Origin of the sequence: Leptolyngbya sp. AN10 (assembly GCF_050565645.1) — a bacterium.
Lineage (GTDB): Bacteria > Cyanobacteriota > Cyanobacteriia > Leptolyngbyales > Leptolyngbyaceae > Leptolyngbya.
In genome coordinates this window covers 64,415-88,889 of record NZ_JBNXVP010000030.1, presented here as the reverse complement: position 1 = coordinate 88,889, position 24,475 = coordinate 64,415, and the positions used below count along the sequence as shown (strand labels likewise).

Sequence of the window (24,475 nt, the reverse complement as noted above, 5' to 3'; positions counted from 1 at the left end):
GGCGCTTATCCCCAAAAGCCGCGCCCTTGAGCGCTTGAGCATGAATCAATATCGGATTGTCCATCATTGGGCTGACCTCCTCTCACACTGCATCCAGCTTACAATCGACTTGTGTATACACGGTAGGAATTGGGGGCTGGGGGGCGATCTTGAAGGGTCCTAACTAAAGTAGGTACTGCTGTAACACTTAGATAAACAGGTTTACAAAACAGAATGAGTGTGTAACCTTAATAAGGGAAAGTTTCGCAAAACTTCTGTTTTCTAGCTCCGCATTTACAGTACACTCAGAGAAACGCAGGTTACAGAGCAAATCCTTTGTTCTACACGAAAGCCTGTTCAGTCTTCTTAATCTATGTTCAAACATACAGATAGCACCCCGCGATGGCTGCTGTCTGGACAGTATTTTATTAACCCCAAGCTAGTAGGGTTCCTAGCTGAAAGGTTCAGTAATTTATAGCGACGATCGCATTCGTCGTTCCATGTGCAGAAATTGTTCGATCGCTTCATTCAGTTGCGAGATTGGTTTGTTCTTCAATAATTCCACGTCAGGAGATTGTCATGGTGGTTGCAACAGCGGTAGAGTCAGTGGTCGTCGATGCGGTGGTCGTCGAGAATGTTTACTATCAAATTGTTCATTGGATGCCAGGACGATTCCGGATTCGCATTCCTCGACTGGCGCAGGATGAAGACTATGGAGCAAAGCTGACTTATTTAGTAGAGTCGCTCTCGTTCGTGACAGGAACTCGTTTGAATTCGGCTGCAAGTTCGCTGATTGTGGAATATCGCCATGAGCCAAGTGCAATCGCGATCGCAACTGTACAAGAAAAACTGTTCCGCACGATTCAAGATGCGGTCACTGCTCATGTCGATATGGCTCTAGTGGCGAAAGGCGACCAAAAAGCGAACAATGAGATTGATTGGACAGAGCGCTTAGGATTTCCAGCAGCAGGCTTGGTCTTGAGTTTGGCTTCATTAGCAGGTGCACCCATTCCACCTCTATTAATTGGTGGCGTGGTATTTGTTGGTGCAATTCCGGTATTTAAACGAGCTTGGGAAGCGATTCAAGAAGAACAACAATTAACGATCGACTTTTTAGACGGATTAGCGATCGCGCTACACACTCTCCAAGGTCACTTCTTTGCACCGTCGTTTATGTTGGGTTTAGTGGAAGGGGGCGAAGCAATTCGAGATATGACAGCCCGTGGTAGTGAGCGGGCTTCTCTCGATTTGCTCGATTGTTTGAGTAAGACTGCTTTTGTGTTGCGTGATGGTCAAGTCGTTGAGATTCCGACTCAGGATGTGATTGTTGGAGATCACGTGATTGTTTATCCGGGCGATCAAATTCCTGTTGATGGTATTGTACTTGAAGGAACAGGCATCATTGATCAGTGTAAGTTAACGGGTGAATCTGTTCCCGTTACTCGATCGACAGGTGATGAAGTCTTTGCTTCAACGCTGTTGGTGGATGGAACCTTGACGATTTTGGCAGAACGGACAGGCAACAACACTCGTGCAGGTGTGATTGTTAACTTAATGCAGGCTGCACCTGTGCATGACACTAGAGTTGAGAACTATGCTGCATCGGTCGCCAACCAAGCGGTACTTCCGACTTTGTTAATTGGTGCGGGTGTGGGCTTGTTCAGCGGCAACCTCAACCGAGCCGTTGCACTGTTAACTCTAGACTTTGGTACTGGCATCCGGGTATCTGTTCCGACCACAATCCTTTCTGTGCTGACTTATGCGGCTCGGAATGGGGTGTTAATTCGGAGTGGTCGAGCAATTGAAATTCTGGCGAAGGTCGATACGATCATTTGTGATAAGACCGGAACACTCACAATTGGTCATGCGGGAGTTAATGATATCGATGTCATGAGCGATCGCTTTAGTAAAGAAGATGTGCTTTGCTATGCGGCATCCGCAGAAAAGGGATTAACTCACCCGATCGCAGAAGCAATCGTTCACCATGCCAAAGATACGGGTGTCGAGTTGAAAGAATGCGAAGAGTGGGAATACAAAATCGGTTTAGGTGCAATGGCAACGATCGACGGTATGAACATTCTGGTCGGCAGTCCGCGCTTCATGAAGACCGAGAACATCAGCTTGGAAGAATACGACATCCGTTATCCTGATGGAAAAGCGGGTGGTCAATCGCTGGTGTATGTTGCAGGAGATGGACAACTGTTAGGCGTGATTCGCTATAGTGATCCACCTCGCCCAGAAAGTAAGGAAGTGATTCGTGAACTGAAGCGAATGGGCATTTCGGTGCAGATGTTAACCGGAGACGTGCAGCGGGTTGCACATTCCATTGCAAACAATCTCGGAATCAAACCGGAACACGTTCATGCAGAAGCTTTCCCAGAGAAGAAAGTCGAAGTTGTGAAAACTGTGCATGATCAAGGGAAGACCGTTGCATTCTGCGGAGATGGTATCAATGATTCCGCCGCACTTGCTTATGCTGATGTGTCTGTATCCTTTGCAGGTGCAACTGATATCGCACGAGAAACCGCTGATGTGGTGCTAATGGAAGATGATTTGCGCGGTTTGATCATGGCAATTAAATGTGCCCGTCAAGCAATGGACATCATCTGGCAGAACACCGCGATCGTAGCTTTACCCAACTTAGGTGCATTGGTTTCTGGTATCTTCTTCGCACTCGATCCAATTCTTGCAGTTGTGATCAACAATGGAACAGCAATCTTGGCAGAGTTGAACGGCTTACGTCCATTGATTGGACCAGGCGAGGAGGTCATGCCGAAGGTTCATCATCTCAGTGCTGAACAAATTGCAGAAGAAGAAAAGCGACTGCACGAGATGGCTCATTCTATTAATACAGTAGAACCAACTAGAGTAGTCGAACAAACCATTGATGTTGCTGCTACAGTACAACCCACGATCGATGTTCATGTGATGGAGACAACCTCGATCGTCGTTGCTGCAATTCCTGAAACGAATGGTCATTCTCATACCGAAACGAATGGTCATGCTGCACCGTTACCACTCGGAATGTTGAAGCAAACTGATTTAGCCAAACGGTTGAACATTGCGACGCAGACGATTACTGCAAAACGGATGAAAGTTGACTTTGCAGAGTGGAGCCAAAAGCGTGATCCAGAGGGAATTGCTTGGTGCTATGAACCGGGTAGCAAGATGTTCCATACGGTTGCGATCGGACATCCGATTCGCGAAAAAGCGAACACAAATGGACATCGAGACAAGGTTCTAGCAGAAGTTTAAGAGGACGCTTCTAAGCGCCTTCGCTTCGTTGCAGTTCGCCCGTGATTGGAAATCACGGTCTATCGGAACAAAGTCCACTGAAGAGGACTGAATGCCTCTTGTCGCCAACTCTTCAGTCTGTTTCAACAGACTTTGTTCCGATAGCCCCGAATTCATTCGAGGGGCGATTCAGGCAATAAACGATGATTCTCAAACATCCTCTATATATCAGTGTTCCACCGATCGTTGTTGCTCCTTAAGCGATTGACTGATGAGGGGAGAAAGTTAGTGTCTTCTCCACAACCCTTTTTCTACTCGTCAGTCAATCTTTTTTCCCAATGGTACGAACGATGTTTCAGCAAATTCTTCTAGTCGTCGATTCTGATTCGCTCGATCGCACGATTCAAGCCGCCTCACCATTTTCCAAGTCTTACGGCAGCAAGCTTTTCCTGTTATGCCTTGAAACTGGGAAAGACGCGCCTCTGCTGCTGTTTTCTGAACTGAATCGCACGAAAGAATGGTCAACTCTATCGTTTCGGAATGCGACTGGGACAACCACACTCGTGCGACCTGAACCGAAGTTAAAGATCATTGGTATGGAACATTCCATCCTTAACCGATTGCAGGGAAACTTTAAACAAGTCGCAGAGTTTGCTTCCGAAAGCCGAAGTTTAGACAGCACGATCACGAATGTTGCTCAACTGTGTAAAGCAGATCTCGCGATCGTCAATTTGGCTCAAGCGATCGATTATTCCGATCTAATTCACACCTTGAATTGTTCAGTTTTGTTTCTCCGGTAGTTGATTCAGCAAAACCCATTTTCCGGGAAGCACTCTTAACTGTTTCCCGGTTTTTTATTATCTAAACTGATTAAAACTACTGGTTAAATCGCTTCTACTTATCAATTGAATGACTGCTGTGGAAAACAGCATCGTTTCTGTGGAAAACCTGTGAAAAATCTGTCGAAAACCTTGATCGACCTGCGGAAATTTCTAAACTTTCCACAATCTGATTCAGACTTTTCCACAGGATGCGATCGCGCTTCGTCTGAAAAAATCGCCTTTCGCTAAGTTTTCCACAATTTCCACAGATCGTACAATAGTACTGACAACCACTGCTTTTCTAGTCGTTTTGGCGACTTCAGAAGAAGAGTAGATCGATCTCGCAAAGGGTGTTACGATGCTCAGACACGATCAAAAACGCTAAATCTAGGGTTAAAACTTTAATAACTCGCTTTATATAGAGTACGTCTTACTTTTCCACAGCTTTCTGTCCCTTACTCCTACAACTCCCATGAAACTGGTTTGCGCTCAAACTCACCTCAACTCCCATCTATCGCTGGTTAGTCGTGCGGTTTCTTCGCGCCCCAGCCATCCGATTCTCGCGAACATCCTCCTGAAAGCGGACACTGCAACACAGCGTGTAATCCTCAGCGCCTTCGATCTCAGCCTCGGAATCCAAACCAGCTTCCCAGCCCAAGTTGAAACAGGTGGAGTTCTTACACTTCCAGCAAAACTGCTGAGCGATATTGTATCCCGACTTGCGGATAATGACATCACGATCGAGAGTGATGCCGATTCCAATCACATCACCACGATCACATCAGCATCCGGACGCTACCAGGTGCGCGGCATGGGAGCCGAAGAATTTCCCGAACTGCCCAAGATTGAAGAAGGTGAACAGACTCAGTTAGCCGCCGATCGATTAGTCGATGGATTGCGTGGTTCATTGTTTGCGGCAAGTGCAGACGAAACCAAACAAGTCCTCACCGGAGTTCATGTCAGTATGCAGCCCGATGGATTAGAGTTCGCTGCAACCGATGGACACCGTTTGGCAGTGGTGAAAACGATCGAAGAAGATGCACCCGAAGAAGAGGCTCAACTGGATGTCACCGTTCCAGCGAAAGCGCTTCAGGAATTGATGAAAATGCTCGATCGACAAAATGGAAACGCGATCAATGTGCAGTTTGATCAAGGTCAGGTAGTTTTTGAATGGACTGATCAACGTCTCACGAGCCGACTCTTGGAAGGACAATATCCGAATTATCGGCAGTTGGTTCCGCGCCAGTTTACGCATCAGATGACTATCGATCGACGTGCTTTCCTGAGTGCTCTAGAGCGAATCTCGGTGTTAGCAGACCAGAAAAATAACATCGTCAAAGTGCAACTCGACGAAACTAATCAGCAGCTCACACTCTCTGTGGATGCTCAAGATGTGGGCAGTGGACGCGAATCAATCCCGGCTCAAATTTCTGGTGAGGGCATGGATATTGCATTCAACGTTCGATATCTGCTCGATGGCTTGAAAGCAATTAATACTTCAGAAGTTCAAATGCAATTGAATACTGCAACCAGTCCTGTCGTGCTATCGCCGTTAGGAGCCTTGAAAATGACCTACTTAGTGATGCCCGTTCAAGTGCGTAGTTGAATTGAAACCGACAACAGTGTAAGCAAAGCTCCGAAAGGGGCTTTTTTTATTAAATTAAAGAAGTAACAAACACGCATTGCAGAACCGGGAGTCGATCGTGCAATCTCTCCCACAGTTCCAGATTCCAAATCTACGGCAGGGCAAATTCTTCAGTGTGAAAAGCCGTGACAATCGCACCGGCTGATCCCTGCAAATGCCAAGAACCCTTAACTTTGCAGCTTTAATACTTCTTGATAAAACCAGGGCGAACGATGGGGATCGAACCCACGAATGGAGGTACCACAAACCTCTGCCTTAACCACTTGGCTACGCTCGCCATTACAGGAATTACTATAGCACAAGAACGAGCAAGTTAAAGCATAAAAACGAGCAGTTTAAAATTTTTGAGAACTTGTAAACGTGGTACAACGTCCAAGAGACCCGATCGTGAATTGAAGCGGTGCGTAATGAAAACTTCTCAACTTCTCCTCGGTGTGCTGGGGCTGGGTGTTCTTGGATTGGCGGGAGTGATGGCGGTGACAAATCCGGATGAGGCAGCGTTCGGTGAGTTTGCGCTGGAACAGGTTAAAACTCAGGGCTGTAAGGAGGTTCCCCAAATTATTCGGCAGCAGTGTCCTCAGTTTGTGCAGGACAATCAGGCGCAGGTCAAAAAGTTGATTGTTCAAAGTACAGAGCGCCAAAATTACGGGCTGTTTAGTTTGTACCGAACGAATTTATCCACACGATCGATTGTGCCGGATTTGCCTGTGTTCCTCGATTTGCCCGCATTTCAGCTAGAAACAGTGGGCATGATGGGCAAGTTTTATATTTATCAAGCAGAAGAAATCCGGCGTTAAGGAGATTTCTGCGAAAGAGCTTACCGCTTGAAGGACTGCCCTTCGGCTTCGCTCAGGGCGCGATCTCTAGCTGACTGAGCGAAGCCGAAGACAGCGGGTAATTTGTTTTCGATAAATCTCCTAAGAGTGGCGGAGGGGGAGCGCGTGCGATCGCTCCGCAGATATTTCTTTATTTTCCTATTGACCTCAAAAAACACATCGATAGAAATCTATAGCATTCTGCCAATACCTATTTATTTCCAAGCGTCCACTGCCTGTGTACCATAGAGGGTCTAAACCCTAATTAACAGAATGCAGCAGGTGAAGCATGACCGCAGTTAGCCCAACCCCCACGTCTACCAAACCCGCCTTTACCGAAGGCATTCAATACTTTAGCGACACAGTGCCAGGGTTTGAGACGTATGGCAAAACGCCTGCGATCGCGCCTGGACAAACCGCAATTTCTGATCCCAGTGACAAGAATGCGGGCTATCAAACGATGTTAGCGGCGGATGCGTTACGCTACTTGATTCTGCAAATGACCGCTTCTAAAGCTTCGGGACACCCTGGCGGATTTGCGAGCCAGGCGGAAGCCTACGCTGCGTTTGTGATGCTCGGTCACAAAAATATCATTACCGAAGTCGGACATCACGCACCGGGCTTTTATAGTGCGATGTTCCTCGATCGCTCTCTCGAAGATATGGGAATCGAGACCGTTCAACAATTGCGCGATCGCTTTCGGGAAAAACATGGGTTGCTCGGTCACTTGTCCGGTTTTATTCCGGGAATTCTGGCTCCGGCAGGTCCGCTCGGTCAGGGACAGCATTTCGCCATGTCAGCGGCACTTTTACATCGGGATAAACTTTTCCCCTTCACAGTAGGCGATGGCGGTTTAGGTGAGCCGTACATCATGAGTTCGATGGCGCACTTTAATACGGCGTTTCCGGGTGTGACGAACTTTTTGCCGATTCTGGTGTGGAACGGCTATTCGCAAGAGCATCACAGTATGGTCTCGCTCAAAACGAATGAGCAGATGATCGAATACTGGAAAGGCAACGGGTTCGAGAATGTGGTGCTGGTTGATGCGAAAGATTTCGACGATCGTAATCAGCCGAGCGACTATGTGGACAGCACTCTGTTCTCTCTAGAGCAGCGATTGAACTTTACGAATTCGGTGTTGGTTGCAGCGAGTGAAGCGGCTCGATCGGCATTGGGCGGAAAGTTAACCGTGTTCATCATCAAACAGTTGAAAGGCGCAGGTGTTCACGCGAAAGGATCGAAGTCGCACAATCTTTACGCTCAACATACTTTGGACAACGAAGACATTGTGAGTGCATTGAAAACGCGATCGCTGTCTCCTGAAGCTTGGGAATTAGTGCGATCGAACTGTGAACGTGCAGGCGGCGGATCAGCCAGTAAAACGGTTGTGACTGAATTCGAGCGTCCATTACCAGATTTGGGACAATTGCCGCTCGAAGAATATGCAGTAGGCGGCGATCCGAAAGTTTCCACCACTGCAATGGGTCGATTGGTTGGTCATGTGGGACAAAGCGATCGAGCTTTCCTGGTGACAAATGCAGATGGAAATGAAGCCTCTGGAATCGCGAATATTAACCAAGCTCTCAAGATCATTCACCCCACCGAAGATTCGCTCTATAACCAAGCTCCGAATGGTCAAGTGTATGAGCCATTGAGTGAAGATGCTTGTGCGGGATTAGCAGCGGGATTGGCACTGATGGGATGTCGATCGCTCTGGTGTTCGTATGAATCGTTTGCGATCAATGGCTTACCGATTTGGCAAACGGTGACGCAAGCAATGGCAGAATTGCGCCGCCAAACGCCTTCGACAATTACGCTGTTTACGGCGGGTGCATTAGAGCAAGGTCGAAATGGATGGACACATCAACGTCCTGAAATTGAAGCTTACTTTGCTGCAATGATGCGAAATGGGAATGTTTTCCCGTTGTTCCCGCCGGATGCGAATAGCATTCAAGCTTGTTACGAATGGGCACTCACCACGAAAAACAAAGGAGTTGTGATTACCGCAAGTAAGTCACCCTTGCCGATTCGGACGACGTTTGAACAAACCCGACAAGCGATCGAGCAAGGTGCGATCGTGCTGCATGAATCGACGGGAACGAAATCGATCGTTTTTGCGGTTGTGGGCGATATGACTCTGAATCCGGTATTTGCTGCGGCTTCTACGCTGGAATCTCAGGGCTATGGCGTGAAAGTCGTTTCGGTTGTGAACCCACGACGGTTGTATCGTGCCTCTGATGTGGCTTGGGAGATTTGCTCAGAGCCAGATGGCGGTTTCTTGGATGATGCGGCGTTTGAAGCCTTGTTTGGGGGTGATGCCTTGATCGGGGTGACAGGTGGCGCGAGTGGAATGTTAGAGCCAATCATGCTGCGGAGTACGGCGAAGCGTGACACCTTTGCTTGGAAGCGGGGTGAGACGACTGCAACTGCGGGTGAATTGATGGCAGTGAATGGGATTACTGCTGAAGGATTGGTCAAACGAGCGATCGACTTGTCTAAATAAATCTTTCATGTAGAATTCGGGGTTGTGTAGAGGGTGTTTGAAAATTCATCGTTCATCACATTCACCCGCCCGGAAATGAATCTCCGGGCTAATGGAGGAAACCCCGCTGAAGCGGGCTAAGAGAGTGATATGGAGTTCTTAGCCCAGTTTAGTGGGCTTCCCCGATTAGCCCGGAGATTTATTTCCGGGCGGACTCGCAACGCAGCAAAGCCGCTTTTTATCCTTCTCAAACACCCTCTTAGATGAGTTTTGTCTATACAGCCCCGATTCTTTTTGAAGGATTATGACGAGTTCTAAACAGATTGCAATGAGAGTCGAATTCGTATTGCAAAATCGCCTATATTAGCGATCGCAATTCTGGTAATGCTGCGTGAATTTTCCCGTTTATCTTGGCATTGGCGACTTTAAGATACATCCGCACATTTTGTTTGAAGCGATCGCGTATACGGTGGCGTTGCGGTTATCGTTGCGGAATTTTCGACGGGATGCGATCAAACCAACTCAAAGAAGCTCGATCGTAGTCGGTGGAATGCTTGGCGCATTGATCGGCGCGAAAGTTCTCGTAATGTTACAACACATTGATCTCTGGTGGGAACAACGAGAACTATTCTGGCTAATGTTGCTGCAAGGAAAAACAGTAGTGGGAGCGCTGTTAGGAGCATTGATCGGGGTGGAACTAACGAAGAAAATTATCAGGGTGAAACAATCGACGGGAGATGCTTTTGTTTACCCGTTAATGCTTGGGATGGCGATCGGGAGAATCGGTTGTTTTTTAACTGGATTAAGCGATCGTACTTATGGCATCGCGACGAATTTACCTTGGGGCGTTGATTTTGGTGATGGCATTCCGAGACATCCGACACAGCTTTATGAGATTGGATTTTTATTGTTACTGATGGTGTTTTTGAAAGTGCGATCGCGCTATTCGCTCCAATCTGGCGATCTGTTCAAATTCTTCATGATTAGCTATCTCAGCTTTCGGTTACTGATTGATTCGATTAAACCTGATTTTCAACCCATTCTAGGCTTAAGTGCCATTCAAATCGCTTGTGTCTTAGCACTCATCTACTACGCTCGTAGCATTCCAAAACTATTTAAATTTCAAGAGGCTTGAACTATGCCGTCTCGTCCTTACTTGTTCTACGGTTTAACCAATAGTGTCTGTTCCAAGTGTCTGACCAAAGTTGAAGCAAAAATCATTTTTCAGAACGATCGAGTTTATTTAGTAAAACACTGCATGATTCACGGACGCGAAGAGGTTCTGATTGCTGATGACATTGAGTACTACAAACAATGCCAAGAGTTCATCAAACCTGGAGATATGCCGCGCAAGTTCAATACTCCGATTAGTCGAGGCTGTCCTTACGATTGTGGATTATGTCCTGACCATGAGCAGCATAGCTGTTTAACATTGGTGGAAGTCAGCGATCGATGTAATCTCTCTTGTCCAATTTGCTATGCAGATTCCGGTGTTGAAGAACTATCTCACTCGAACTATCCGAGACGCGATCGCAGTTTAGCAGTAATCGAACAAATGCTGGATAACATTGTCGCGAATGAAGGTGAACCGGATGTGGTGCAAATTAGCGGCGGTGAGCCGACAATCCATCCTGAGTTTTTTGAAATCCTCAACATTGCGAAGACTAAACCGATTAAGCATCTGATGATCAATACTAACGGCATCAAGATTGCTCAAGACCGCGAATTCTGCAAGCGACTGAGCGACTACATGCCCGGAATTGAAGTCTACTTACAGTTTGATAGCTTTGAAGAGAAAGCACTGCGAGAATTGCGAGGAGCAGACTTACGGAACATTCGAGAAAAAGCGATCGCGAATCTCAATGAGTTCGGCATTTCCACAACATTAGTCGCAACGATCAAAAAAGGATTGAATGATCACGAAATTGGTCGGATTATTGAGTACGGGTTACAGCAGAAGTGTGTTCGAGGAGTGACATTCCAACCGATTCAAGCGGCTGGACGATTGGAGAACTATGATCCGAAACGCGATCGATACACTCTAACCGAAGTTCGCCGAGCCATTCTCGAACAAAGTCCACACTTCCAGCCAAAAGACCTTTTACCTGTTCCTTGCCATCCCGATTGTTTATCAATGGCTTATGCACTCAAAGTCAATGGCAAAGTCATTCCATTAACAGGTTTGCTCGATCCAACTGCCTTTCTCGACGTGATGCCAAATTCGGTGTTGTACGAGCAAAACGAAGACTTGAAGCAAAAGATTTTTAAGCTGTTTTCAACGAATCATTCTCCGGTTTCCTCAGCAACCACATTGAAGCAACTCCTCTGTTGTTTACCAATGCTTCCAGTTCCGGCTGGAATCACCTACGAGAATGTATTTCGAGTGATCATTATGCAGTTTCTTGATCCATTTAACTTTGATGTGAAATCGGTAAAACGATCGTGTATTCACATTGCTGATCCGGATGGTCGAATTATTCCGTTTGATACTTACAATATGTTCTATCGACCAGGCAGCGAAGGACATCATTTAGTGTCTCAATCGCCTGCCATCGCGAGGTAATGTATGTCTGAATGGCGGAGAATTGCTCGTGGCATTATTTTGCTGAGCGGACTGCATGTGGGTGCATTGTTCGTTGGAACTGCGATCTCTGCAATTGTTGCTGGATTGTTAAGCGTTCTACCTCTAAACTTGCATCCATTTTTTTACCCAGTCGGCAATTTGCTGTTTTACGGACTGTTTTTTATCGGAATTTCTCAGCTTCTCTATGTGATTCCAACGATTATTATCCTGAATCGCGATCGACAGTATGCACTGATGAAAGGTGTCATCATCGGCGCAATCATCACAGCATTACTCAATGGTGTTTGCTATATCTGGTTTCCTACAATCCTTTAAATTGTAGACTTCCAAATGACTAAATTCAGAGCTTGAGCTAGAAAATGACTCTACGAAACTGGTGTTAAAAGGAGCGATCGAGTGACTTTATCAAATCACTTACGAGGTGTGTTTCGCGGGATATTGTTATCTATTTCTATAGCCGTTGTAATCTTTTTTATCTTTGGTTTGATCATCGGATCAACCTCCCAATCGCTGCTGACCGCTTATGCAAAAGCATCGAGTTGGTGGTACGGAGCAGCCTATACCACAGCGATGGTAGTGACCATAGGAAGCTTCTCGATTGGCGCAACTCAGCTACTATAATCATTCCGCTAATTCTCTTTCTGGCATACAAGCGAAGATTTTCACTAATGGGCGGCGTAATCATTGGTGCAATGGTCGTTGCATTTGCTAATTATTACTACTTAATGTCTATGTTCGCTGGATTTGATTAGTCTTACTGTTTCTTTGCTATCTGATATGCAGACAGGTTAAAAAGCTGAATCTGACCGCCGAATTGCTGATTGATTGTCTCTCTCAATCTTGCAAATAAGTCTTCTCTTGTGGTTGGCTCTAAAGCAATGTATTGTGAATAGCTACTTAGAAGCGCAAGATATCGATCGACATCATACGTTCGCTCACACTCGATCGATTCCTGCACCGGAGCCGCGAACAATCCCGAATCACTGATCAATTTCCCTAATCCTTGCAAAATCTCTTCTTGAGTTTCCTTGCCTTCGTATTTTGGTGCGATCGACGGTGCAATTTCTTGATACACCTGATCAAGAAATTGATGAATTTCGTAAGTCGGCTCTAGTGACATATTCCAGAGCAACACTAAAGCACCATTGTTCTGTAATGCTTCAGAAGCTTTGACGTACTTAATATCCGATGAAATCCAGTGCCAAGCATTTGCCGCGAGAACAATCTGAAACTTTCTGGGTTCAACTCGCCATTCTTCAAAGGTCTGAGGAATGATTCGCACATTCGGATAGTCCGAGCAATTTCGCTCTGCTATTCGACAGAATTCTAGATTTGGCTCAACCGCATCAATGCTGTATCCCAATCGTGCAAAATCGACTGTAGCGACACCTGAACCACAGCCGACTTCTAGAATCTTTGATTGAGGAGCTAACTGGGCAACTTCAACAACTCGTTGAATAATCTGTTTCGGATAACGGGGTCTGGCTCGATCGTACATCTCCACAACCGGAGAATACCAGACCTTTCGCTGCTCCAAATCCTTTTTCGAGTACTCGTTGAGAACTTCTACCCAGTTTGACATTGCTTAGTGTTTCCCTTGTAATCGCTGATGATGCAGTTCAGGAAGTTGCCACCATGCAAGATCCGGACGCTCGTGGTGTTCTAAATGATAGCCGAAGTGATAGCAACTCAGAAACGACCAGATCGGCGACCAGTTCGTAGTTTGAGCACGACTCTCGTTTTGATATCCCTCCGCCGGTTCACGATGCGGTAAGAAAGTTCCGAAAAAGAATAGTTGTACAGAACTTGCGATCGAAGGAATCATCCAAAACAAAGTCAAATTTAGTTCAGAAACATGAAACACTCGGTGCATGATATGGTACATCGCAACTAGACCAAAAATTCGAGTCCAACTCCAGTACCGCACCATGAAATAGGAATACCAAGAAAAGAAATTTTTATTCTTACCGTTATGGAAATCGGGATCAAGATCGGAAGCGGGATGAGCATGATGCTCCCAATGCGTCCGGATCATTTCTTTTAATGAAAATAACGCATAAACGCGAAGCGCAAGTGATCCAATAAAATCATTTAGTTTACGATTACTAGGAGACACAGCACCGTGCATAGCATCGTGAGCCGTAATAAATAAACCTGTGTATAGAAATGTCTGTAATGCGATCGCAATCACTCGAACAAAAACCGGGATTTGATCAACCTCTGTCGTCAGTAAAATTGCGAGACTTGCAGCCCAAGTTCCAATCACCGTCAGCGCGACAAAAACACCGCGATCGACATGAATTCCAGAATCTTGAGCAGGCTGAATCGGGGCGGAACGGAAAGAAACCACGGGATAACTCCACAAACATTCAGAATGAGCGGCAAGTTTCAACAAATGCTGCTTCTACAAGGATTCGGTAACGCTTTACAAATATTAACATCTATAAGCCCGGTTGTAGAACTTAATCCGACTGAGAATCAAGCTCGACAGTACACAGAAGAAACGAAGAAACAGCATGAAAATTGCATACTCGACAGCTTAGAAACTAAACGATTGAATTCTATCTCTCTGTGGGGCTAACCTCTTCTCTACCTAAAAGCCACATCTGTTTAAACATTAAAAAACTCTGCTTATTCAGAACATAAGCTAACAAGATCTAACGCAAGTTAGACGAATCTGATACGATACCAACCACACTAAAAGAATGCTTTAATTCATCGTTATCATGGCTCCTACAGTTATTATCACAGGCGCGTCTCAAGGGATTGGAAAAGCAACTGCCAAACGGTTTGCTGAAAATGGCTATAACCTAGTGCTGGCTTCTCGAACGGTCGATCGCTTAAACGCGACTGCTGAGGAATTAAAGTCGATCGCACCCCGTGTCACTGCAATTCCCACCGATACGAGAGATGCGAATCAAGTCAAAGTGATGATCGATCGGGCGATTACTGAATACGGCTCGATCGATGTTCTCGTCAATAATGCAGGGGTTTATATCTCTGGTCCTGCGGATAGTTTCTCGCTTGAAGATTGGCACACGACGATCGATACGAATCTTTGGGGATACATTCACACGATTCATGCACTGTTGCCGCATTTCATCTCTCAAGGTCGCGGCATGATTGTGAATGTGGTTTCATCAGGCGGCAAAGTTCCGATCCCGTATCTTGTGCCGTATACAACCAGTAAATTTGCCCTTACTGGACTCACTCAAAGTTTGCAGTCGGAACTTTCCCCGAAAGGCATCACCGTTTGTGGAATTTACCCGAATCTGATCAAGAGCGATTTCATGGAACGAGCGATCTTTCGCGGCAAAGATGAAGAAGATACGATCGCACGTCGGAAACAGTTAGAGCAAGTCCTGAGCGTTCCAGTGGTGGAAAAGCCTGATGATGTGGCGAAATCGATTATTGATGCTGTGAAGCATAAGAAAACCGAAGTAGTTGTAGGATCGGCAGGCGCTTCTGTAATCTCGCAACGGCTTTTCCCGGATGCGCTTCAGTGGATTATGCGACGAACATTCAAGAATAGCGACAAGGATTATTGATGGGATCTCGATCGCTCTAAGAGGGTGTTTGAGAAGTAATCGTTCACCGCATTCACCCGCCCGGAAATGAATCTCCGGGCTAGTCAGGGAAGCCCACTAAACTGGGCTAAGAATTCCGTATGACTCTCTTAGCCCGCTTCAGCGGGGTTTCCTCCATTAGCCCGGAGATTCATTTCCGGGCGGACTGGCAACGCAGCAAAGCCGCTTTTTATCCTTCTCAAACACCCTCTAAGCCGCAAATTCTGGCTCACTCACTTTCCACCCCGTCAATTGCGAAACCAAATCAATCAAATCATTCGGCTGATACGGTTTCGCCAAAAACTTTTGAAATCCAAAATTAATCGCACGTTCCTGGGTTTCCACCGCCACCCAAGCCGAAACCGCGATCGCTGGAATCTTTCCCCCTTGATCAGGCGGCAAATTCCGAACCTGGCGAATCAGATCGAATCCATCGACAAAGGGCATTGCGAGATCTGAAATCAAAATATGGGGCAGTGAGCTTATCGCCTGTAGAGCTTGAGCGGCGCTCATTGTAGCGATCACATCAATTCCGTGAATCTCAAGCATTGTTGTCATGAGAATGACTGAATCTAAATCGTCGTCTACAACTAACGCTCGAAGCGGCTGCTGGCTTGAAAGTTGATGGGTCATGATGTCTTACCACGCATCCTTGGACTATTAATAGCTGATATCCGCGAAAAAATAAAGAAAATCTTAAGATATCTCATGATTTCGTAAAACTGTGCATTGTAGAATAAAGCACATACTTCAGAACAAATTAAAAAGCTGTAATATTTAGTGCAAAAATCAGCCAATTCATTAGAAAATTAATAGTTTCTTAATAAGCTGAGATAAACTCAAAACGTCGATCGTACTCTTGCTTTAGACTTTGAGCTTTGCTCCGAACGTTCCTCTTCATGTCACAAGGACAGTTCTGTGAAAGAGTTTCCCTCAGAAACCCCCAATCGCGACGTATCCGTTTCACTCACACCTTGCCCGCCGCAATCGATCCAATTCACGCTCGATCGCTCCGGAGCGATCATCAGCACAAATGAGTTGGGCTTAATTCACTTGGGCTATTCCTCACAAGACTTAATCGGGCGATCGGTCTTTAGTTTATTCCATGTCCGCGATCGAGCAAGGTTACACAGCATACTAATCGAGGAATTTCAGACTTCTGAATTGCAGTCATTTTCGTTGGTGCGTAGTGATGGTTGCAACCTTGATGTGAACATAGAAATTCAGGCATTTGAAGATTCACATCACGTTCAGTGGATTGCTACCTGCCAGCTTTTGAATTCATCCGACTTTTCGAGAAGCTCCACCGAGCAAACCGCACTAGAAGCACTTCAATATCAACGAAATCGTGAACAGTTGATTAGCGCGATCGCACAGCGCATTCGCACTTCGCTTGATTTGACTACGATTTTGCATCGCACCGTTGAAGAAGTTCGAGTATTTCTCAATACCGATCGCGTTTTAATCTACCGCTTTGAAGCAGATTGGAGCGGTACGATCGCGGTCGAATCGGTGAATCCGCCTTGGAATTCAATTTTAGGTAAAAGCTTTCAAGATCCTTGCTTTCCGGCAACTTACATCCAGCAGTACTATCAAGGTCGAATTCAAGCCATTTGTAACATTGATGAAGCAGAGGTGCATCCGTGTTACAGAGATCTACTTGCTTCACTCCAAGTTCGAGCAAATTTAGTCGTTCCGATCGTGTCTGAGATGGGACTTTGGGGACTGTTAATCGCTCAACATTGTCGGGAAAATCGGCAATGGTACGATTCTACGATCGATCTTCTAAAGCAATTGGCGACGCAGGTTGGTTTTGCAGTTCAACATGCAGAGTTGTTAAATCGCGTTCAAGATATGAATGCTCAATTAGAGTTGCAAGTTCAAGAACGAACCCGTAAACTGCAACAGATTCTAGACTTTGAAAAACTAGCTAGAAGAATCACCGAGAAGGTTCGCGATACACTAGATGAGAACCAAATTCTAAAATCAGTCACACAGGAACTTACACAGGTTCTAAGCCTAGAACTAGCTCTAGTCGAACTATACGACGATCCGAATTTTGTAGCACCGAATGACATTGATATCACGCGATTAGCTTGTCCGATCGTTGACGATCAAGGAATTTTAGGAAATCTTTGGCTGGTTCGGACTCGATTGTTTGAACAAGATGAGATTGATTTTGTGCAGCAGATTGCGAATCAATGTGCGATCGCGATTCGACAAGCTCGCCTCTATCAAGCCGTTCAAACCGAAGTGCATGGCTTAGAACGATTAATCCAACTCAAAGACGAATTCCTCACCAGCATTACTCACGAACTTCGCACTCCGATCAGCAGTATTTCTCTAGCAGCCCAAACTTTGCGAAAAGTGTTAGACCTCAAAGGGGCACTATCTTCAGACAATCCGACTGTGATTCGCACGATCGAGATCCTAGAGCGAGAATGTCAGCGAGAGATTCGACTGATCGATAACTTGCTTACCTTGTCTTACTTAGATGCAGACGAAGCAATCAATCCAAGCAAAATTAATCTCAATGTTTGGCTGCCTCGTGCGGTTGCACCGTTTCGCGATCGCACTCTCACTCGCCAGCAACGATTCTCACTCGATTTAGCTCAACAGCTTCCACTTCTAGAAACTGATCTCACTTATCTAGAGCGAATCTTAGTGGAACTGCTCAACAATGCTTACAAATACACTCCCGCAGATGGTGAAATTCTTGTCTCTGTAACTACGATCGAGAATCAGTTACATCTCTGCGTCAGCAATTCCAGCCAAGAAATGTCTCCTGAAGAGCTAGAGCGAATTTTTGACAAGTTCTACCGCCTGCCCGATCGAGACATTTGGGAAGCCAGTGGCGCGGGATTAGGACTTGCCGTGGTGAAGAAATTAGCAGAACGATTGGGAGCCTCGATCGTCGTGGAAAGCAATCGCGATCGGACTGCTTTCACACTGATTTTCGATCGGGTTTAGAGAGTGCCTTCAAGGTAGTGCTTTGAAGGTACAGAAAGTCCTTCGCTTGGATTGCAGTCCGCCCGTGATTGGAAATCACGGTCTATCGGATCAAAGTCCACTGAAGGGGACTGAAAACCCCTTGTAGTGAACTCTTCAGTCTGTTTCAACAGACTTTGTTCCGATAGCCCCGAATTCCATTCGAGGGGCGATCGATGCGATGAACGAGCACCTCTAAAACAGTCGCTAAAGCTTCAGATCTGGCGGCAGAATAACTCGATCGATCACATGAATCACACCATTGCTTCCAGCAATATCTGCACTAACAACAGTCGCATTGTTCACCCTGATTCTTTGATTCCGTACCTGAACTGCAACCGGGCTTCCTTCAACCGTTGCAACCTCTCCTGAACGCAGATCTTTCGACAGCACATTGCCAGCAACCACATGATAAGTAAGAATCTTCCGCAACGTTTCTCGATTCTCAGGCAGGAGCAGTTTTTCTAATGTTCCTTGTGGAAGTGCCGCAAATGCTTCATTCGTTGGTGCAAACACAGTGAAAGGACCATCGCCAGATAAAGTCTCAACCAATCCCGCAGCCTGAACCGCTTGAACCAAGGTCGTGAAAGAAGAATTGCCTGCTGCAATATCAACGATCGTACCTGCTTGCGTCGATCGAGTTGCGACCGCCGGAGATGTTTTCGCACCCGATCGAGGACACGCCTCTGCCTGAACTGCAAATCCAAACAAGACAGTCGAAAGAACTAATGTAGTCTTGAAGGCACGATCGAATCGCAACGCTGAAATTTTCATGAACACTCCAATAGGGTTAGTTAAAACAAGCACAGCAAATTAGTCAACACAGAAATTGCATTGAGAGCAATCGACAAACGATCACTAGAGAGATGCTGGTGATATCCTGGAATTGAAACCTAGAGACCGACAAAACCTCGCTAAACTGAATGTCTAGTCAAGCTCCTCGAAATTGCAGGATTTTTTGCCTATCTATTTCTAATACGGGAAACTCCTCGAATCGGATTGGAAAATTTTGCTCAATAAATACATCCAATCGATCGAGTTAGACGTAATACAAATTAGAGGGTAGAAAGAGGGAAATGGACGGCTTGAGTGTAGGATCAAAACTTGCCTACTGCGTTGATTTTGCAATGGCTTCTGAATACTCTCCCCCTGAACATCTCAAACAATCGTCCGATGAGGATGTCCTTGCTGCACTCCGAGAAGGACGAGTTCAGGCATTGGATATTTTGTACGATCGATACGCTCAACAAGTCTATAGTTTGGCATATCGGATTTTAGGCAACTCTGAAGAAGCAGAAGACATCACTCAAGATGTTTTTCTCACCTTCTGGCAAAAAGATGCTTATCAGAGTTCTCGTGGATCGCTCAAGGCGTTTTTAACCACGTTGACGCGATCGAAAGCGATCGACAAACTTCGCGCTCAAGGCACTCGCTCTCGATTTCTCCAGCGCTGGCAACGACTCTCAGAGCAAGAAACACCGTCTTCGCTAGAAGATTTAGCCAGGAGTGAACAATCAGATCGAGTGCGTCATGCCTTGGCGTATCTCTCTGAGAGTGAACGCGAGGTTTTGCAAATCGCCTATTTTGAAGGCTTAAGCCAATCTGAAATCGCTAAACGACTGAACTTGCCGCTAGGGACTGTCAAAACTCGATCGCGTCAAGGACTGCTCAAACTTCGCCAACGTCTCGAATTTTCAAGCTAAAATCGTCTCAATTATGGTCAGCGCAGAACTCCCGGACAATTGGCAGGAACTCCTTGCAGGCTACATTCTCGGCAACCTCAGCGACGATGAAGCCTTGATTGTCGATCGTTTACTCAGCGAGCATCCCCATCTATGGCAAGAAGTCGAGGCATTTCAGACTTCCTTTGATAGCTTGGCAACAACGGTTCCACTCCGGCAACCTTCTGAGCAGTTGCGAGAAAGAATCTTTACAGCAGCACAATCAAGTCCTAGACCGACTAAACGGAGATCTAACTGGATTGCTGGAATCGGAGGCGCGATCGCAGCAACCGCTTTATTAATTCTGGGATGGCGAATCGCAACATTGAACACTCAACTTCAACAAGCGAATGCTCGAATTGAAACGTTAGAGCGCGATTTAGACCAGGCAAATCTTCAAGCTCAGACGGTTCAACCTGTTCTGAACACGCTGCAACAACCGGGCACATTGATCTACTCCCTTCAAGGTTCCGATCGAGCAAATGCCGCCTCTGGAAGTTTAGTCATGTCCGCCCAAACTAACCAAGTCATCATTCTCGTACAAAACTTACCAGAACCGCCCAGCGGCAAGATTTATCGTCTCTGGGCAAAAGTTCCAACTGAAACAACACTGGCATACTGTGGTCAATTCAATCCGAATGCTCAAGGCTTCGTGCAATTGACTCCTTCTGCCAGTGTGTGTGGTGCAAACCCAACTCAAATGCTGATTACGATCGATGCGATCACTGATCCCACAACGAAAGGCGGACCAGTGATCATGCAAAGTCGAACTTAATTTTGCTGAATCAATTGTTGAACCTGTTGGCGCAATTGAGGATTTGATCGCACAACCTGGAAAATCTGATTGAAGCGAGGAATATTCAATCCTTCTTTTTTCACCGCAGTTTCAACCTTGGCATCATTGTCTTTGCCCAACTGCACCAATTTTGCCAATGCTCGATCGTAGCGTTGTTTTTCAGTTGCCTCCACAGGTTTCGCTGGTTTTTGCTGTGGATTGCGCTCTGAACGGAAAATCTCATCAAATCGCTGCTCTGTCAGTCCTTCGCTCCGAATCGCAGCCACCGCTTGAGTTTCCGACTGTCGGCTAATTGCCAAGACTTGCTTTACCGCATTCGCAAATTGGCGAGTTTCTGCGGGTGTCACCGTTTGGTTAACCGTGGGAGCCGGAGTCGTCTGTTGCGGGGCTTGTTGCGGAGCTTGTTGTTGAGCGCGAACTGGGAGCGAAACCACGCCCGCGACTAGGATTGCACATCCACCTAAGAGAAGTCGCTGAATCATTCTGAACCTCCGCATCATGTGATAACTTTGGGTCATCTTAACGGGGCTTGGTTCCTAACACATCCGTTAGCTGGAAAGAAATCTACGTTCTCTCTCTATCGATCTCCATCTGTAGATATACCCAGATCGATTTTAAGCCAACTCCCCCGGTAGAGATAGTTCAGATTTGCGATCGCTACAAATAATAGAAGAGTAGATTCCCTCACTGTGCGCTCCCTACCGTTATCATGCCGCCTTTAAAACAGCCCATTATTGCCCGTACCGAAGTTCCTCCATCGTCTAGCGATCGCCTGCCAGCGAACGATCCTTCGATCGCTCAGGAAGCTTCACTGCTGCTTGTCCCCATTTGCTTTATCGCGATCTGGGCAGGTGTAGTTTGCATTATCGCGGACACTTGGAAGTTAAATCGCAAAGAAGTGAAAAGTACTCGTTCTCTCGCTCAACTTCCGTGTAAAAAGTGCCAGTACTTCAGTAACAATCCTTACATGAAGTGCGCGGTTAATCCTCATGTCGCGATGACTCCATCCGCCAATGAGTGTACTGATTTTCGATCGCGCAATCCGAAAACAACTCACTCGACGAATCGATAAAAATTGCACTTTTTAGATTAGCTTTTTCTTAAAACTTGCCCATACTGATGCCAACGCAGGAATTTCTTCTGAGTTCCTGTCAAACAATAAACTGTGTAAGGGCAAATCGGTATGGTAGTTCAAGGGATTGCTTCGAGTCCGGATACGGAACTGTTCGGTCGTATCATGTGTTGGATTCGACGATCGCAGAATCTCTCAGAGGTTCTTGCAGCGACGGTCGAGGAAGTTGGGCAATTTCTGAACTGCGATCGCGTCAAGATCTACCAATTTTTACCGGATGAAACAGGTCGCGTCGTTGCTGAGTGGATTCGAGAACAGCGACTTCCCTCATTGTTGGGATTGACTTTTCCAGCCGATGACATTCCGCCCCATGCGAGGGAATTGTTCATTAAAACTCGTGCTCGATCGATTGTTAATCTGTCAGAGCGTCAAATTGGACAGAGTGGCATCGATCCAACTGCACCAGAGGAAGTTCGCTTCCGTCCTCTCGATTCCTGTCATGCGGAGTACCTGAGCGCAATGGGCGTTCAATCTTCGTTAGTCATTCCGATTTTGCAAGAAGCAACGTTATGGGGATTGTTAGTCATTCATCATGCTGAACCTCGAACGCTGTCTGAAGGGCAGATCGAAACGCTACAACTAAGTGTTGATTTACTGACAGTTGCGATCGCGCAATTTACTTTAATTGAACAAACTCATGCGAAAGCGACTCGTGAATCGAATCTGAATCAAATTGCGGGTTTGCTGCATTCGCTTTCTACGATCGAGCTTCAAGCCGCTTTGGATTGCACTGTTTCAGCCTTGAATGGTTCAGGTGGGCGACTGTGGGTTTATGCAAAATCGCTTGCGATCGAGCCGAATGTTTATGATCCCCAGCTTCCGAGTAACTGTGTGAGATTGTTTTGTTCTGGCAGTCAGCCGACGATGCCCGAAAATGCTCCCTATTCGGTGCTCGAAGAGTACAGTGCGTGGAAAGACCGCTTTCGATCTGAGCAAGATCCGATTTGGACGATCGCCGATCTCTACAAAGAGTCTGCGCTAAGAAATCTTCAGCCTGCTTTTCGATCGACAGATATTCGTGGATTGGTCATTGTGCCGCTTTGGTATCGACAGCAATTGCTTGGATTTTTAACAGTGTTTCGAGACGAGATTGAAACTGAAATTCTTTGGGCAGGACAGGTCGATCCAGATCAGCGGCAACTCTATCCACGTCAATCATTTGAAGTGTGGAAAGAAACTTGTCGAGGCAACATTGAACCTTGGAGCGCAACTGATCTGAAGTTCGTTTCTGCGATCGCTCAACAGTTCTCGACTGCCATTCAACAGTATGAAACGCATCAGCAATTACAAGGTTTGAATGCCAATTTAGAGCTACAAGTACAAGAACGAACTGCACGATTGGAACAAGCAACAGAGCAACAGCAGGTTTTGTTCAATGTTGTCACAGAGATGCGGAAGTCGCTACAGATTGAGACAATTTTTGCAACAGTAACTCAGGCATTGCGCCGATCGCTGAATGTCGATCGAGTTTGTATCTATCAGTTTGATCTTGCGAACCATTACAACACAGGCAAAGTGATTGCAGAAGAGGTTACAAAGCCGTTTTCTGCGGCATTAGGCACAACGTTTGAAGATCGGTGTTTTGGTGAAAAGTATGCGATTCGCTATCAAAATGGACGAGTTAGTGCGATCGCGGATATTACTCAATCTGCGGTTCATTCTTGCTACCAAGCGATGTTAGATCGGTATGCGATTAAAGCTAGTATCACTGCTCCGATTCTCAGAGGTGAATCACTATGGGGATTATTGTGTGTTCATCAATGCGATCGCCCGCGTGATTGGACAGAAGCAGAGATTCGATTTGTGACACAAGTTTCAGTTCAATTAAGCATTGCGCTAGAACAAGCAGAACTCCTGAGACAAACGAATGAGCAAGCAGAACAATTAATCGAAGCTCTTTCAACTCTACAAAGAACTCAAACTCAACTGATTCAAACTGAGAAGATGTCGAGTTTGGGACAGTTAGTAGCAGGAGTCGCACACGAGATTAATAATCCCGTCAACTTTATCTATGGAAATCTCAATCATATTCAGAGTTATGCCAGTGCTCTCTTGTCATTGATTGAGACCTATCAAGCTTGCTATCCAGAGCCACAGGCAGAAATTCTAGAACAATCAGACGCGATCGATTTAGAGTTTTTGCGTGAGGATTTGCCAAAAACACTATCGTCGTTGCAAGTTGGAACCGAACGAATTCGACAGATTGTACTATCCCTACGGAATTTCTCAAGACTCGATGAGGCTGAATTCAAAGAGGTTGACATCCACGAAGGCATTGATAATACATTGTTGATTTTGCAGCATCGTCTGAGTTCAAACAGTAAAGTGATCAAAGAATTCGGAGAATTACCACTGATCGAATGCTATGCAGGTCAACTCAATCAGGTATTTATGAACCTTTTGAGCAATGCGATCGATGCGATCGAAGAAACCGATCAAGCAACACCTTGCATCTGGATTACCACCAAGCAAATTGAGCCAAATCGAGTCGCAATTTGTATTCGAGACAATGGTGCGGGCATTCCAGAACAAGTGCGATCGCGAATTTTTGATCCGTTTTTCACCACAAAGCCGATCGGAAAAGGCACAGGAATCGGGCTTGCAATTAGCTATGAAATTGTAGTTCAGAAGCACAAAGGAACCATTCAATGTATTTCCGAACCGGATCAAGGGACTGAGTTTTGGATTGAAATTCCAATTTGTCAGCATTAA

At 46.1% G+C, this 24,475-nt stretch carries 20 protein-coding genes and 1 tRNA gene; 15 read left to right on the top strand and 6 right to left on the bottom strand.

The features are described 5' to 3' along the window. The first annotated feature begins 558 nt into the window (after nucleotides 1-558). The 3 genes from ACQ4M5_RS30690 to dnaN all read left to right on the top strand — a co-directional run bounded on the left by ACQ4M5_RS30690 (nucleotide 559) and on the right by dnaN (nucleotide 5,640). Nucleotides 559-3,234, top strand: a complete 2,676-nt coding sequence (locus ACQ4M5_RS30690; protein WP_430679604.1) for a heavy metal translocating P-type ATPase — start codon at nucleotides 559-561, stop codon at nucleotides 3,232-3,234. A 329-nt stretch (nucleotides 3,235-3,563) separates the two neighbouring features. Beyond that, nucleotides 3,564-4,013 (top strand): hypothetical protein, encoded by a 450-nt coding sequence (locus ACQ4M5_RS30685; protein ID WP_430679603.1) that lies wholly within the window; start codon nucleotides 3,564-3,566, stop codon nucleotides 4,011-4,013. Nucleotides 4,014-4,506: 493 nt separating this feature from the next. Beyond that, nucleotides 4,507-5,640 carry a DNA polymerase III subunit beta gene (gene dnaN, locus ACQ4M5_RS30680; protein ID WP_430679602.1) on the top strand — a complete coding sequence of 378 codons (1,134 nt, stop codon included), beginning with the start codon at nucleotides 4,507-4,509 and terminating at the stop codon, nucleotides 5,638-5,640. A gap of 243 nt (nucleotides 5,641-5,883) precedes the next feature. Here the strand turns inward: dnaN and ACQ4M5_RS30675 are convergent. Further along, nucleotides 5,884-5,956, bottom strand: a tRNA-His gene (locus ACQ4M5_RS30675). A gap of 130 nt (nucleotides 5,957-6,086) precedes the next feature. Here ACQ4M5_RS30675 and ACQ4M5_RS30670 point away from each other — a divergent pair. The 6 genes from ACQ4M5_RS30670 (at nucleotide 6,087) to ACQ4M5_RS30645 (ending at nucleotide 12,181) form a co-directional block, all read left to right on the top strand. Beyond that, on the top strand, nucleotides 6,087-6,476 hold the full coding sequence (locus ACQ4M5_RS30670; RefSeq protein WP_430679601.1) for a DUF4359 domain-containing protein: 390 nt from the start codon (nucleotides 6,087-6,089) through the stop codon (nucleotides 6,474-6,476). 307 nt (nucleotides 6,477-6,783) lie between these two features. Then, complete coding sequence (locus ACQ4M5_RS30665; protein WP_430679600.1) at nucleotides 6,784-8,997, top strand: phosphoketolase; 2,214 nt, start codon at nucleotides 6,784-6,786, stop codon at nucleotides 8,995-8,997. Nucleotides 8,998-9,367: 370 nt separating this feature from the next. After that, nucleotides 9,368-10,111, top strand: coding sequence for a prolipoprotein diacylglyceryl transferase (locus tag ACQ4M5_RS30660; protein ID WP_430679599.1), 744 nt, complete (start codon nucleotides 9,368-9,370; stop codon nucleotides 10,109-10,111). A gap of 3 nt (nucleotides 10,112-10,114) precedes the next feature. Continuing rightward, a complete protein-coding gene (locus ACQ4M5_RS30655; RefSeq protein ID WP_430679598.1) occupies nucleotides 10,115-11,539 on the top strand; it encodes a radical SAM protein in 1,425 nt (474 codons plus the stop codon). Nucleotides 11,540-11,542: 3 nt separating this feature from the next. After that, nucleotides 11,543-11,875: a hypothetical protein gene (locus ACQ4M5_RS30650; protein ID WP_430679597.1), complete on the top strand. Its 333-nt coding sequence runs from the start codon at nucleotides 11,543-11,545 to the stop codon at nucleotides 11,873-11,875. An 81-nt stretch (nucleotides 11,876-11,956) separates the two neighbouring features. After that, nucleotides 11,957-12,181 carry a hypothetical protein gene (locus ACQ4M5_RS30645; protein ID WP_430679596.1) on the top strand — a complete coding sequence of 75 codons (225 nt, stop codon included), beginning with the start codon at nucleotides 11,957-11,959 and terminating at the stop codon, nucleotides 12,179-12,181. A gap of 133 nt (nucleotides 12,182-12,314) precedes the next feature. Here the strand turns inward: ACQ4M5_RS30645 and ACQ4M5_RS30640 are convergent, their stop codons facing one another. Then, nucleotides 12,315-13,142 (bottom strand): class I SAM-dependent methyltransferase, encoded by an 828-nt coding sequence (locus ACQ4M5_RS30640; protein ID WP_430679595.1) that lies wholly within the window; start codon nucleotides 13,140-13,142, stop codon nucleotides 12,315-12,317. Nucleotides 13,143-13,145: 3 nt separating this feature from the next. Next, nucleotides 13,146-13,910 (bottom strand): beta-carotene ketolase CrtW, encoded by a 765-nt coding sequence (crtW, locus tag ACQ4M5_RS30635; protein ID WP_430679594.1) that lies wholly within the window; start codon nucleotides 13,908-13,910, stop codon nucleotides 13,146-13,148. Nucleotides 13,911-14,286: 376 nt separating this feature from the next. Between crtW and ACQ4M5_RS30630 the strand changes: the two genes are divergently transcribed. Then, nucleotides 14,287-15,108 (top strand): SDR family NAD(P)-dependent oxidoreductase, encoded by an 822-nt coding sequence (locus ACQ4M5_RS30630; protein WP_430679593.1) that lies wholly within the window; start codon nucleotides 14,287-14,289, stop codon nucleotides 15,106-15,108. Nucleotides 15,109-15,336: 228 nt separating this feature from the next. Here ACQ4M5_RS30630 and ACQ4M5_RS30625 read toward each other — a convergent pair whose 3' ends face one another. Next, a complete protein-coding gene (locus ACQ4M5_RS30625) occupies nucleotides 15,337-15,759 on the bottom strand; it encodes a response regulator (protein WP_430679592.1) in 423 nt (140 codons plus the stop codon). Between the two features lie 285 nt (nucleotides 15,760-16,044). Between ACQ4M5_RS30625 and ACQ4M5_RS30620 the strand changes: the two genes are divergently transcribed. Beyond that, nucleotides 16,045-18,096: a GAF domain-containing protein gene (locus ACQ4M5_RS30620; protein WP_430679591.1), complete on the top strand. Its 2,052-nt coding sequence runs from the start codon at nucleotides 16,045-16,047 to the stop codon at nucleotides 18,094-18,096. Between the two features lie 225 nt (nucleotides 18,097-18,321). On the opposite strand, the gene ACQ4M5_RS30615 is transcribed toward ACQ4M5_RS30620, so the two are convergent. Continuing rightward, nucleotides 18,322-18,888 carry a fasciclin domain-containing protein gene (locus ACQ4M5_RS30615; protein ID WP_430679590.1) on the bottom strand — a complete coding sequence of 189 codons (567 nt, stop codon included), beginning with the start codon at nucleotides 18,886-18,888 and terminating at the stop codon, nucleotides 18,322-18,324. A 353-nt stretch (nucleotides 18,889-19,241) separates the two neighbouring features. Between ACQ4M5_RS30615 and ACQ4M5_RS30610 the strand changes: the two genes are divergently transcribed. Further along, a complete protein-coding gene (locus ACQ4M5_RS30610; RefSeq protein WP_430679589.1) occupies nucleotides 19,242-19,817 on the top strand; it encodes a sigma-70 family RNA polymerase sigma factor in 576 nt (191 codons plus the stop codon). 13 nt (nucleotides 19,818-19,830) lie between these two features. Further along, a complete protein-coding gene (locus tag ACQ4M5_RS30605; RefSeq protein WP_430679588.1) occupies nucleotides 19,831-20,610 on the top strand; it encodes an anti-sigma factor domain-containing protein in 780 nt (259 codons plus the stop codon). On the opposite strand, the gene ACQ4M5_RS30600 is transcribed toward ACQ4M5_RS30605, so the two are convergent. Then, the gene (locus ACQ4M5_RS30600) at nucleotides 20,607-21,113 is read right to left on the bottom strand and encodes a DUF4168 domain-containing protein (protein WP_430679587.1); all 507 of its coding nucleotides are present in this window, start codon (nucleotides 21,111-21,113) and stop codon (nucleotides 20,607-20,609) included. The genes ACQ4M5_RS30605 and ACQ4M5_RS30600 overlap by 4 nt on opposite strands. A 227-nt stretch (nucleotides 21,114-21,340) precedes the next feature. Here ACQ4M5_RS30600 and ACQ4M5_RS30595 point away from each other — a divergent pair, with 227 nt between their 5' ends. Both ACQ4M5_RS30595 and ACQ4M5_RS30590 read left to right on the top strand, forming a co-directional pair. Beyond that, nucleotides 21,341-21,703, top strand: coding sequence for a hypothetical protein (locus ACQ4M5_RS30595; RefSeq protein WP_430679586.1), 363 nt, complete (start codon nucleotides 21,341-21,343; stop codon nucleotides 21,701-21,703). Between the two features lie 111 nt (nucleotides 21,704-21,814). Next, nucleotides 21,815-24,475, top strand: a complete 2,661-nt coding sequence (locus ACQ4M5_RS30590; RefSeq protein WP_430679585.1) for a GAF domain-containing protein — start codon at nucleotides 21,815-21,817, stop codon at nucleotides 24,473-24,475.